The sequence below is a fragment of the Pseudomonadota bacterium genome (genome assembly GCA_013285445.1).
Lineage (GTDB): Bacteria > Pseudomonadota > Gammaproteobacteria > Xanthomonadales > Wenzhouxiangellaceae > Wenzhouxiangella.
This window is the reverse complement of the sequence record CP053448.1, coordinates 295,501-307,900: the sequence shown is the minus strand read 5'-3', so window position 1 is coordinate 307,900 and position 12,400 is coordinate 295,501. Positions and strand designations below refer to the sequence as shown.

Genomic DNA, 12,400 nt, shown 5'->3' with positions numbered 1-12,400 from the left:
TCAAGCGAGCGGAACGCAGCCCACAGCGCTTGTGCGGCGGCCCTTCGGGAGCCACTGTGCTGGCGCGACTCGGCGTTGCGTTTCTTGGAAAGGGAACAACCATTCCCTGCGAAACGCGCCTTGATTCGCACACAGCACAGTGGCTCTGAGTGTTACCTCATTAGCCGCATGGCCCACTAGCCCGCATTACTCATGAATTCACTCGCGCCCTTGCTTGCGCCTTGTCCGCACAGCGGATTTTCCTCCTTCGGAAATACAGCCTGGTATTCTGCTCGGTCGGAAAATCCGCTGTGCGAACAATCCCCTGCGCAATCATCGCGGCGATTCATGAATAATGCGGGCTAGGAACGCCGTCAGGCGCGATATGTCCCGGAACACAGCATCGAATCTCCCGAATCTCGACGTCCTGATTCCGGCCGCGGGTGCCTCGAGCCGTCTCGGCCACCCCAAGCAACTGGTTACCCTGGGCGGCGAACCGCTGCTGCGGCGGGCTGTGCGAATTGCCCTCACCCTCGGGCCTGATCGGGTTCATGTGGTGCTGGGCGCCCAACGAGAGCGAATTCGACCGGTACTGGATGGCATCACCGGGGTGCAGGTGCATGAACATGAAAACTGGGCCACGGGAATGAGTGGCTCACTGATTGCCGGCATGGAGCAGTTGGCCGGCGACTGCCCGGCGGTCCTGATCCTGCTGCCGGATCAGTTTCGCATCACGGCGCTTGATCTGGCGCGACTGCGCGATGCCTGGCGCCGGCAACCCGGCCGGCCGGTTGCCGCCGCCTATGACGAGACCTTTGGTGTGCCCGCGATCCTGCCACGGGCGCTTTTTGACGAAGTCAAGCGAATCCGCGGCGATTGCGGCGCGCGCTCGGTGCTGATCGCGCACCACCGCCGCCTGATCCGGGTCACGATGCCCACTGCCGCCTTCGATCTGGACAGCCCCGAGGACTGGGCTTTCGATCTCGATCCCGATCCATCACTCCAGCGGTAAGGGTGCGCCGGGCGTCCACGGCGCGCCGGCCTGCGAAAGGGACCGCTCCAGTTCGGGAATTCGCTGCCCTATCAACTCTTCGATTTCCCCACCGACCGACACGAACTCCCGCTCGGCGATGTCCAGGCTCATCTCGTGGGTCGGCGTCGGACCATAGGTCGAACGACCGGTTCCGATCATCGCCACAAACAATCGCTGGCCAATCGTCGGCCCCCTGGGGACATTGAGCGCTTGCAGCGATGGCTTGCCACGAAGCTGTTCGGCAATCTGATGCAGGCGCTGCGAGACAGCATGCAGCTCAGCGTCCAGGGTTCCGGCCTCGGCCGTGCTGCGTTCCAGGGCCTCGGCCATCGCGTCCAGCCGGCCTCGCGCCTGGTCAATGACCTGGTTGGCGGCCGACACCTTCCGCTGCATGTCCGACAGCCGCTTCCAGAATGCGACCGTCTCGGCCGGTTCGGCGCCCGGCAGCGCGCCCTCGCGCATGCGTACAACCTGGAATGCGCGCGGGCCGGCCAGCGCAGTCACGTCGCCGTCGATGCGCTTGGCCAGCTCCACCGTGTAGGTGCCGGGGGCGACCATGAAGCCCTTGGGCTCGCCAAATCCGCCGGAATCACCGATGGCGTTCGGTGCCGGCATCTTCAGATCCCAGGCCACCCGATGCATGCCTCTGGCGGCTGGGCCTTTCAGGCGACGCACGACCTGGCCTGAGCCGTCGCGCACCGTCAGGATCACTGCCGGATCGGGCTGGCGGCGCTCGGCCTCGATCCGCTCCCAATTCGGGAACGGCACGTTATCGCGCGCCTCGACCAGCGGCTTTTCCCGCTCCTGGCGCTGCTCTTTGAGGCTTTTGTACCCTTCGGCCAGGTGGTAGGTGAACACCGCACCGAATGGCGGGTTCTCGGCCAGGTACAAGGCATGACCTTGCGAACCGCGCGCGTTATTGCCCAGCGGCGTGCGCGGCATGTACCACCAGGCATCGCGGATCGCGAACAGTTTGGCCTCGGCCTGCAAGGTATCGGTCTCGATCTCGCGCAGCACGCTGTAATCGTCAAGGATCCAGAAGCCGCGGCCGAAAGTGGCGCCGACCAGATCATTCTCGCGGCGCTGGATAACCACATCACGGAAGGAGATGGTCGGTGCGTTGCCAGTCAGCTTGTGCCAGTCGCCGCCACCGTTCAGAGTCACGAACAGACCGAACTCCGTGCCGGCGAACATCAGGCCCCGTCTGACGTGATCCTGCACCACACGCCAGACCAGGTGGCGGTCCGGAAGACCGCCGGTGATCGAGGTCCAGCGCCGTCCCCGATTGGTGCTCTTGAGCAAATACGGCTTGTAGTCGCCGTACTTGTGGTTGTCGAGCGCGATATACACGGTGTCGGCGTCGAACAGGTCGGCCTTGATGTCGTTGACGAACGCGGTGTCTGGCACGCCCGGCAGGTCGCCGACCTCGATCCGACGCCAGCTTTCGCCACCGTTTTCCGACACCTGGATCAACCCGTCATCGGTACCGGCGTAGAGCAGCCCCTCGACGATGGGCGATTCGGCCAGCGAGGTGACGGTGTTGAAATTCGACATGGCGAAGGTGTCCCAGGGCGTATCCCAGCCCCAGGTTCTGCCCATGTGCTCGATTTCGAAGCGGTTCTGGTCGCGCGTCAGATCACCCGAAATCCTGGTCCAGGAATCACCCCGGTCATCGGACCGCCAGACCCGCTGCGAGGCGTGATAGAGACGCTTCGGGTCGTGCGGACTGACAAGAATCGGCGCGTCCCAGTTGAAGCGGTTGGGCGCTTCGCCCTGGCCGACCTGCGGCTGGATATAGACGATTTCGCCGGTGGTCCGGTCATGCCGCACCAGATTGCCCTGCTGCCAGTGGGCGTAGACGATGTCCGGGTTGCCCGGCTCGGTCGCCGGCTGGTGACCGTCACCGAACAGCACGACGAACCAGTCCGAATTGCGAATGCCCGAGACGTTGTCGGTGCGTGACGGACCACCCTGGGTATTGTTGTCCTGGGTGCCGCCGTAGATGGTGTAGAACGGCTCGGCATCGTCGACGGCAACCTTGTAGTACTGGGTCACCGGCAGATTGGCGATGTAGCGCCAGGTGTTGGCGTGATCGAATGTTTCATACAACCCACCATCAGTGCCGATCAGCAGGTAGTGCGGGTCGTCTGGGCGAAAGGCCAGCGCATGATTGTCGACATGCTTGGCCTCCGAGGCGATCGAGGTCCAGTTCTTTCCGCCGTCGTCGGAAACCGCCGCGCGCACGTCCATGAAGTAGATGCGGTCGAACTGGTGCGGGCTGGCGTAGAGTTCCTGGTAGTAGTGCGGGCCGGTACCACCGGCGATCTTGTCCGACATCTTTTTCCATGATGCGCCGCGGTCGGACGAGCGCCAAACGCCGCCTTCGCGCTGATTCAGTTCGATGGCCGCGTACAGCACGTCCGGATCCTGCGGCGAGATGGCCAGGCCGATCTTGCCGAGGTTGCTGTTCGGGCTGGCGCTGGGCAGGCCTTGGGTCAGCTCGGTCCAGGTCTCGCCGCCGTCGGTGGAGCGGTGAATGCCAGAGTTCGGGCCGCCGCCGACGTAGGCCGCCACGGTGCGATGGCGTTGCCAGGTCGCCGCATAGAGCAGATCGGGGTCGCGCGGATCGATCTCGATGTCGGTCACGCCGGTCCAGACATCGTCACCCTCATCACCGACCAGCGTGCGCGTCCAGGTCTTGCCACCATCGGTGGTCTTGTACAGACCACGTTCGCCCCCGGAACGCCACAGCGGACCCTCGGCGGCGACCCAGACGGTGTCGGGATCCTGCGGATGAATGACGATCTTGCCAATATGCTCGGACGCCTTGAGCCCGACATTCTTCCAGCTCGCGCCGCTGTCACGGCTGACGTAGACGCCGTCCCCATAGCCAACGTGCCGGCCACCGACGTTCTCCCCGGTGCCGACCCAGACTGTGTTCGGATTGGATTGATCCTGCGCCAGCGCGCCGATCGAATACGAGCCCTGCCCGTCGAAGATCGGCTGCCAGGTCGTGCCGGAGTTGACCGTCTTCCAGACGCCGCCGGAACCGACGCCCACATACCAGATGTTGTGATTCTCCGGATGGATCACGATATCAGCGATCCGGCCGGACATAAACGCCGGACCAATGCTGCGCAACTCCAGGCCTTTGAGCGCCGTTTCCAGCGGATCTTTGCTGTTGTCGTCTTGTGCCGGGGCAGGGACACCGATCAGCAGCATGAGTCCGACCAGCACGGCCGGCAGATTGGGGGGGCAGCATCGAATCATTGCCAGATCTCCAGTCGGAAGGGGGCAGCCGCGAACAAGCCGGTTGGCAACAGCTGCGGCTCGCGTCGCACGCAACTGTAGCAGAAACCGCTGCCCGGCCAACAGGGCCAGACGTCGCGACACGGGCGCGTTAGGGAACCGCTTAATAACCCTACGCGGGCCTCTGCGGGAGGCGCCGGTTCGTTATTGTCTCACAGCAGTCCGGTCGATCAGCACGCCGGGATTCAGTACCGAGGCGGGGTCAAGCGTTTGCTTGACCGCTCGTAGCGCATCGGCAAACAGTGGCGGACGCTGGCGGTCGTAGCCGGGGCGGTGATCGCGCCCGACGGCGTGGTGGTGAGTGACGGTGGCGCCGCTGCGGTCGATGGCCGCCATCGTGGCCTGCTTGATCTCGTCCCACTGTTCGACCATGGCGCCGTCGCGGCCCGGCGCGACCACCGTGTAGTAGGGCGCCGGTCCGTCCGGGTAGACGTGGGTAAAGCGACAGCCCACGGCCGCGCCGCCGCACAGGCGGCGGGCGTTCGACTGCACCGCCTCGACGATGGCGGCGTGGGTGGCCTCGAACCGGTCCCAGGTCACGGCCGTCTCGAAGGTCTCGACGATCATGCCCAGCCGCACCAGCCCATCGCGCATGTAGGGAGCGCGCAGAAAAGTCGAACGCCAGTCCGATGCCGGATCCTTCTCGCGATCCTTGTTCGCCATCACTTGCCCACCGCTGCCGCGGCAGATCTCGACCGCCCGCGCCAGCCAGGGATCGATCGGATGATCGGCCGATTCGAAACCCAGGATCAGCAGGTGTCGGCTGCCGTCACCGATACCGGCCAGCACGGCCTCGGTGGCATCGATCAGGCGGCAGTTGCTCGGATCCAGGCCGGACTGGGACAACTGTCGCACCGCCTCGGTACCCGCGGCAAAGGTCTCGAAAGCCGCCGTACACCCGGCCCGATACTCGGGGCGGGCCTGCAGCCGCATCCAGGCCGACAGGAAAAAGCCCAGCGTGCCCTCGGAACCGAGCAGGAAGCGGTCGGGCGAAGGTCCGGCACCGGAGCCGGGCAGGCGCCGGGTCTCGATCAGCCCGCTCGGGGTCAGCACCCGCACCGACTCGACCAGATCTTCGATATGCGTATAGCGCGTGGCGAAATGCCCGGCGGCGCGCGTGGCCAGCCAGCCGCCGAGCGTCGAGAACTCGAACGACTGCGGGTAATGCCTGAGCGTCAAGCCGTGGGGTTTGAGCGCCGCTTCCAGCGCCGGACCGTAGAGACCGGCCTGCAGATGGGCCGCGCGTGAAGTCGGGTCGATCTCGACAAGCGCATCGAAGCGGGCCATATCAACGCTGACCGCCCCGGCCCAGTCACTGTCCAGGCGCGCCTCGACCCCGCCAACGACGCTCGAGCCGCCGCCGTAGGGAATCACGGCAACTCGTGCCGACCCCGCCCAGTCGAGCAGATCGACCAGATCCTGCTCGCTGCCCGGCCGGGCCACCCAGTCCGGCGCAGCGTTAAAATCACCGGCCAGGCCGCGCACGATGTCGCGAAAGGCCTTGCCGTAAGTGTGCCCGGCGCGATCGCGCGCATCAGCGGACAACAGATGCGCCAGGCCGGCCGGCGGCCCGAGCCTGGGGGCGGACAGCTCGAGCGCATCGGCACGCGGAATCGGGGCCGCTGCGCGCACCGGCAGTCCGAACCGCTCGCGCAGCCGCCGGGCCAGTGCGCCGATCTCATCGGAATCGAGCGCCTCTTGTTCCAGCCCCCAGCCCCAGAAGCTGCGTTTTGTGTTTGCCTGCATCGGGTTTTCCCCGGTCATCCTGAACGATCACGACCGACACTTCAGCCGATCAGTTTGCCCGCTATTACTTGTTGGAAAGCCGTCTTTGCTCGCGCCGGAGCGCCGAGCCCACGAATCGCACGAAAATGAAGCCGGCCTGACAGAGATTCGCGATCAGTGCCGTCACGTAGAGCGCCGAGCCGCTGACAAAGGTCACACCCAGAACCACGGCAACAAGGCTTATCTGCTCAACCAGTTCCAGGAGCGTCACGAGAAACACGGCCAGGCGGTCCGGGGGGAAGCTCCCCCGCACCGGCCTGTAGGAACGTATGAAGGACGCGATGATCCCGTTGTCCATGATCAGGAATATCACTGCCGACATTCGCCAGACAATGTCGGAATCAAGACCATACCCGGCGATACCGATGGGAATCAGGGCGCCGGCTACTCCCGCAATGCTGCTGGCGATGACGAGCCGAAGCCTCAGCAGGTCGTGAACGATATCGGCCGGTTTGCCGTAGCCCGCCCGCACCACGGTGACCAGGGCGGCGAACCCCGCGAACACGGCGGTGACCTCCGCCATGGACAGGAGCGTGTCGATGTTATCGAGCATTGATCCCTCATTCAGGTGCGCCGAAACGTGGCACGAGTTGCTGCGGTATCAATCCCGCGAGGCTGCCGCGCTTTTTCGTGGGGCCCGTGGCGAACAGAGAGTATACGGTGTGCAACGAAGCTCGCGCCAGCACACGGCCAGCAGGAACAGGCGCCCGGACGGCCCCCGAAACCGGTCTGCGGCATTGTCTCCGGCCGGCCCGGGGACGTATACTCGACCACAAATCGAACGTTCGATCGGTTACATGGACACATCCAATGACCTCGTGACCCTGAAGGTCAATGACCGTGAGTACTCCCGCGCAGTGGCAGGCTCGATCACGCTGCTCGATTTCCTGCGCGAGGAGCTCAATCTGACCGGCACCAAGCGCGGCTGCGATCTGGGCGAGTGCGGCTGCTGCACGGTGCTGATCGACGGCCGACCGATGCTGGCCTGCCTGATGCTGGCCGCCGATGTCCAGGACCGCGTGATTACCACGATCGAGGGTCTGGCCGATGGTCCGGCGCTGCACCCGGTCCAGCAGGCAATGGTCGAGGAAGGCGCGATTCAATGCGGCTTCTGTACGCCGGCCATGGCGCTCAGCGCCGCCGCCCTGCTCTGGGACAATCCCGACCCGGACCCTGCGGCCATCAAGCGCTGCATCTCGGGCACGATCTGCCGCTGCACCGGCTACACCAAGATCGAGGCCGCGGTGCGACGCGCAGCACGCAGCGTGCAGGAGGCCGGCGATGACTGATCCGCGCCAGGTACCCGCCATACCGCAAGGCACCGACGAGCAGCGCGCCGCGGAAGGCAATCGCCTGATCGGCCAGCGCATTCCGCAGATCGATGCGCACGACAAGGTCACCGGCCGGGCCCGCTACACTGACGATCTGCGCCTGCACAACCCGCTGTGGGTAAAGATTCTGCGATCCCCCTGCGCCAGTGCCCGCATCCGGCGCCTGGATGACACCCGGGCGCGGTCGATGGCCGGCGTACGCGCGGTGCTGACCGGCGCTGATTTCGAGCGGCGATTCGGCGTCCTGCCGATCAGTCGCGACGAGCCGGTCATTGCCCGGCAGTGGGTCAATTACGTCGGCGAGCCGGTCGCCGCGGTTGCGGCCGAAACCCTGGCCGAGGCCGAAGCGGCGCTGGATTCGATTGAGATCGAGTACGTTCCGGACACGCCCTGTCTGGACCCGCGCAAGGGCCTGAAGCCGGTGACCCGGCCGATTCATCCGGAACTCAAGCGCGACAACAACCTGCACAAGAAAGTCGAGCAGTGCTTCGGCGACCCGGAGTCCGGCTTCGAACAAGCCGAAGTGATAGTGAACAAACGCTTCAGTTTCGCCCCGGTTACCCACGCCTTTACCGAACCGCACGCCACCCAGGTCGAACTCAGCCGCGACGGCGAGCTGACCGTGTACTCGGCCACCCAGGTGCCACATTACCTGCACCGGGCACTGGCCGAGGTGCTCGATCTGCCGGCCCACCGCATCCGCGTCATCAAACCGCATCTGGGCGGCGGCTTCGGCGGCAAGAGCGACCCGTTCAGCCATGAAATCATCGCCGCGCGCATGGCGCTGGAGACCGGGCGCAACGTGCGTCTGCGCTTCAATCGCGAGGAGGTGTTTTTCTCGAACCACGGTCGCCACCCCACCGAGATCGCCATGAAGCTTGGCTATCACCCGGAAAGGGGCATAACCGGGCTGACCAACAGCGCCACCATCGATGGCGGCGCCTACGGCAGTTTCGGCGTGGTGACCACCTACTACAACGGCGTCTTGCTGCAGGGCCCGTACAAGCTGCCCAATTATCGTTTCGAGTGCCGCCGGGTCTATACCAACAAGCCGATGTGCGGCGCCATGCGCGGTCATGGCGGGGTCAATCCGCGCTTTGCCAGCGAGGTGCTGGTCGACATGGCGCTGACCGAGGCCGGGCTGGATCCGGCCGCCGGCCGCTTGACCATGCTACTCGACGAGAACACCCTCACCCCCAACGAGTTTCGCATCACATCCGTCGGACTCCGGCGCGGCCTGGAAAACGCCATGGCCCACTCGGGCTGGCGCGACAAGTACGGCAAGCTGCCGTTTGGCCGCGGCATCGGCGTGGCCTGCGGCTTTTTCATCAGCGGCTCGGCGCTGCCGATTCATCGCAACGAGATGCCGGGCGCGACGGTGCGACTGACCATCGATCTCGACGGCGGCGTGACGGTCTATTCCGGCGCTGCCGACATCGGCCAGGGCTCGGATACCATCCTGGCGATGATGGCCGCCGAGGTGCTCGGCCTGCCGCTCGACTGGGTCAAGGTGGTCAGCGCCGACACCCGCCTGACGCCGATCGACCTGGGCAGCTACAGCTCGCGCGTGACCTTCATGTGCGGCAACGCCGCGCGCAACGCCGCCATCCGCATGCGGCGGCGCCTGGTCGAAGCGGCCTGCGAACTGCTCGGGATCGAGCCGCCGCCGCTGCCCGGGCCGGGCGAGCCGGAGAGCTTTTTCCGCCAGGGCGGACGCAAGCCCGACTTCGCCAACGAGGACCTGGGTGCCAATCCCGACTACAGCGACGGCTTCGTGTTCGCGGACGGCCGGATCGGCCCGGCCGGCGACGAGTGCGGCGTCGACTACATGGCGGTGGTGGCCCGGGCGCTTGATCGCGATGGCATCCTGCAGACCCGCGGTACCTACCGCCCGCCCAAGCTGGGCGGATCGTTCAAGGGCGCCGGCGCGGGCCTGAGTCCCAGCTACAGCTTTACCGCCCATATCGCCGAGGTCGAGGTCGACCCGGACACCGGACTGGTCAGGGTCGAACGCATCACCACCGCCCACGACTGCGGCCGGGCGCTCAACCGGCTGGCGGTTGAAGGCCAGATCGAGGGCTCGATTCACATGGGCCTGGGCCAGGCGCTGATGGAGCGCATCGACTACGACCAGGGGGCAGTGCAGAACCCTTCGCTGCTCGAGTACAAGATGCTGTCGGCTTTTGAACAGCCCGAGATCGAGATTGTTGACTGCGACAGCGACGAAAGCGAAGGCCCGTTCGGCGGCAAGGAGGCCGGCGAAGGCGTGCTTGCCCCGGTCGCCCCGGCGGTGGCCAATGCCCTCTTCGATGCCGTCGGCATTCGCCTGACCCGCCTGCCGATGACGCCCGATCTGGTCTTGAAGGCCATTGCCAGGAACAAGCAGGCGGAGACATCGTGACCGGACCCGAACAACTGTCCCATCATCGTCCCGGCAGCCTTGACGAAGCTGCAGCACTGGCTGCCGATCTGGCCGCCATGGGCCGACCGTTTGTCTATCTCGGCGGGGGCAGCGACCTGATACCGGCACTCAAGCTGCACCGCGACCAGCGTCCGGCCCTGATTTCGCTCAGCCGGATCGAGCCACTGCGGGGCATTGAGCGCATGCCGGACGGTGGCACAAGGATCGGGGCTCTGACCAGCCTGGCCCGGATTGCCGAAGACGCAACGCTCCGGCGCCTGGTTCCTGCGCTGTCGGCGGCGGCCGCCAGCGTCGCCAGTCCGCAGATTCGCAACCAGGCCACACTCGGCGGCAACCTGCTGGTCGACCGACGCTGCGTTTACTACAACCAAAGCGAGGTCAACCGCACAGCCCACGGCCCCTGTTTCAAGGCCGGCGGCGAGCACTGCCCGCTGATCAAGAGCGTACAGGCCGGCGACTGGCCCCAGTGCCACGCGCGCTTTGTTTCCGACACCGCCCCGGTGCTGCTGTTAATGAACGCTGTCGTGCATTTGGCCGGGCCCCATGGCGAGCGATCACTGGCCCTGACCGAGCTCTATCGGCCCGACGGCATCGAAGGGCTGGCGATTGCAGCCGATGAAATCCTGACCCGAATCGAGATTCCACCCCAGCCCGGCGGCAAGGTCCATTATCAGAAACTGGCCGTTCGCAAGACGCTGGATTTTCCGTCCGTGGGCGTGGCGGTCAGTCTTTCCAGGGCCGGCAACACATCGCGCCTGGGTGTCGCCGTGACCGGGGTCAACACCCACCCGGGCCGTTTCGGGTTCGACCGCGATGATCACGACGACTTCGATGCGATGGTCGATAGCGCGTGCGAGACCGCCTCGGGTTTCGCCGAAATCTACCGTCAGGATTTCTTCCCGCTGGGCTGGCGCAGGGACATGATCGCGGTACTGATCCGGCGCGGTGTCGCCGCGCTGCGGGCGGGTCAGTCGCAAACAGGGCCATCGCCCAGCTGATCGATTCGGCGCGACTGCTTGATATAGCAGCGCATCGCGCCGGCCAGATTACCGGCCAGCAGCACGAGTCCGGCCAGCCAGAGCGCTGCACTGATGCGCACCAGCAAAGGCAGCCACAGCGACCCCAGCAACAACGCCACTGCGGCCAGATGAAGCGCCAGGTGCCGGCGAACCGGAGCGTCGGAAAGGACCGCGCGCATCGCCGGAGCGCGGTAGCCGCGAACGGCGACAGATCGCGCGGCCAGGCGCTGCTGAAGATGCAGCCAGACCAGAAACGGCACGATCTTGTAGAGCATGGCGAACACAATCGACAGCCCGAAGCCGGCCACGAACAGCACGGCAAGGGCCAGCGGCAGCCGCGAATCAGGGCGGGTCGGGAACAGCTGCAGCAGGCCGAACAACAGTGTCGACAGGCTCAGCGAGAGCATGCCGAAACGCCAGAAATACAGGCTGGTGTCGCGCACCCTGCGGCGGCGGCGCGCCAGCAGCAGCAGTGTCTGAAGCGCGAACGCGGCCAGCAGCGTCGCCAGAGCCAGTGTGGCGGCCGCACTGCCGGGGACCAGCCCGGACACTGCCAGGCTCAGCCAGGTCAGAAGGACAAACAGTGACGGGGCCAGCCAGCGACGAAGCCGGTGCGGATAAGGCTCGGTCATCTGGAACATCGGCACGACCTGAAACGCGACCACGACAATCAGCGCTGCCACCCAGCCGACCAGCCCCCAGGCCAGATGCAGATCGGTCAGCGGATGCCGCAGCAGCGTCATTCCTGGCAGGCCGTAGCCCAGTGCCAGGGTGATCCCGGCGATGGCCGTCACGACCAGGCCAAGCAGGGCCCAGCGCATCCCGCGCACGCTGGCTGCCGGCTGCGGGGCGCGCAGCAGGCCGTTGCCAATTACCCCGGCAAACACCGCCACTGCCAGGCCAAGCATGGCGGCGGCGACCACGAACAGGGCGGTTGCGCCGCTGAGAAACGCGATCGCCAGCAACAGGGTGCCGCCGGTCAGGAGAACATGGCAGCTGCCGCCGGTCAGGCGTGGCCAGGGTGCCCGCACGCCGGCGAGCACCGGCAGCATCTGAAACATCGCGCCGAACATGACCATGCAAAACATACCCAGCATGACCAGATGGCTGATCGCAAGAGTCGCGGGATGCCAGCGCGAAGCCAGTGCATCGGCACCGGCCCACAGCAGGATGAAAGCCGCCAGAGCGCCGAATGCCGGAAGCGTCAGGAAAAAGCGCAGCGGCACCGATATCGGCGGCGCCTGTTCCAGCGACAGGGCGCCGTTCACGTGCCGCCCGACCGGCCCTGAGGACGCGGCCAAATCAGCAGCTCACAGCCGTCGTCGTCCATCGCCAGTACTTTCCAGCCGAAGCCGCGCTGCTCGAGCATCGGATACAGCGGCAGGGGCTCGCGGTCGATCAGCGCGCGCAGTTGCTGGTCAGCGCCAAGGGTGTCGAGACGCGTCAGAATCCGCTCCATCGGCTCACACGGCTCCAGGCCGCGCACGTCAATGGCAATCTCCCCGGCCAAGACAGCGGCGTC

9 protein-coding genes are annotated in these 12,400 nt (G+C 65.8%); 4 read left to right on the top strand and 5 right to left on the bottom strand.

Translation table 11 applies throughout. From position 1 onward, the window contains the following. Window positions 1–364: 364 nt before the first annotated feature. Window positions 365–991 carry a nucleotidyltransferase family protein gene (locus tag HND55_01525; protein ID QKK01442.1) on the top strand — a complete coding sequence of 209 codons (627 nt, stop codon included), beginning with the start codon at window positions 365–367 and terminating at the stop codon, window positions 989–991. On the opposite strand, the gene HND55_01520 is transcribed toward HND55_01525, so the two are convergent. From HND55_01520 to HND55_01510, 3 genes are all read right to left on the bottom strand, one after another. After that, window positions 977–4,234 carry a glycosyl hydrolase gene (locus HND55_01520; protein QKK03944.1) on the bottom strand — a complete coding sequence of 1,086 codons (3,258 nt, stop codon included), beginning with the start codon at window positions 4,232–4,234 and terminating at the stop codon, window positions 977–979. The genes HND55_01525 and HND55_01520 overlap by 15 nt on opposite strands. A gap of 231 nt (window positions 4,235–4,465) precedes the next feature. Further along, window positions 4,466–6,067, bottom strand: a complete 1,602-nt coding sequence (locus tag HND55_01515; protein ID QKK01441.1) for an FAD-binding oxidoreductase — start codon at window positions 6,065–6,067, stop codon at window positions 4,466–4,468. Between the two features lie 64 nt (window positions 6,068–6,131). Further along, on the bottom strand, window positions 6,132–6,659 hold the full coding sequence (locus HND55_01510; GenBank protein ID QKK01440.1) for a hypothetical protein: 528 nt from the start codon (window positions 6,657–6,659) through the stop codon (window positions 6,132–6,134). A gap of 244 nt (window positions 6,660–6,903) precedes the next feature. On the opposite strand from HND55_01510, the gene HND55_01505 reads away from it, so the two are divergent. The 3 genes from HND55_01505 to HND55_01495 are packed head-to-tail and all read left to right on the top strand — an operon-like array spanning window position 6,904 to window position 10,857. Then, complete coding sequence (locus tag HND55_01505) at window positions 6,904–7,395, top strand: (2Fe-2S)-binding protein (protein QKK01439.1); 492 nt, start codon at window positions 6,904–6,906, stop codon at window positions 7,393–7,395. Next, window positions 7,388–9,838 carry a molybdopterin-dependent oxidoreductase gene (locus HND55_01500; protein QKK01438.1) on the top strand — a complete coding sequence of 817 codons (2,451 nt, stop codon included), beginning with the start codon at window positions 7,388–7,390 and terminating at the stop codon, window positions 9,836–9,838. Before HND55_01505 ends, HND55_01500 begins: the two co-directional genes overlap by 8 nt. Continuing rightward, window positions 9,835–10,857, top strand: a complete 1,023-nt coding sequence (locus HND55_01495; GenBank protein ID QKK01437.1) for a 4-hydroxybenzoyl-CoA reductase subunit beta — start codon at window positions 9,835–9,837, stop codon at window positions 10,855–10,857. Before HND55_01500 ends, HND55_01495 begins: the two co-directional genes overlap by 4 nt. Here the strand turns inward: HND55_01495 and HND55_01490 are convergent. Both HND55_01490 and HND55_01485 read right to left on the bottom strand, forming a co-directional pair. Next, a complete protein-coding gene (locus HND55_01490) occupies window positions 10,827–12,146 on the bottom strand; it encodes a hypothetical protein (GenBank protein ID QKK01436.1) in 1,320 nt (439 codons plus the stop codon). The genes HND55_01495 and HND55_01490 overlap by 31 nt on opposite strands. Continuing rightward, the gene (locus HND55_01485) at window positions 12,143–12,388 is read right to left on the bottom strand and encodes a DUF2249 domain-containing protein (GenBank protein ID QKK01435.1); all 246 of its coding nucleotides are present in this window, start codon (window positions 12,386–12,388) and stop codon (window positions 12,143–12,145) included. The genes HND55_01490 and HND55_01485 overlap by 4 nt, the downstream gene beginning before the upstream one ends. Window positions 12,389–12,400: the final 12 nt, after the last annotated feature.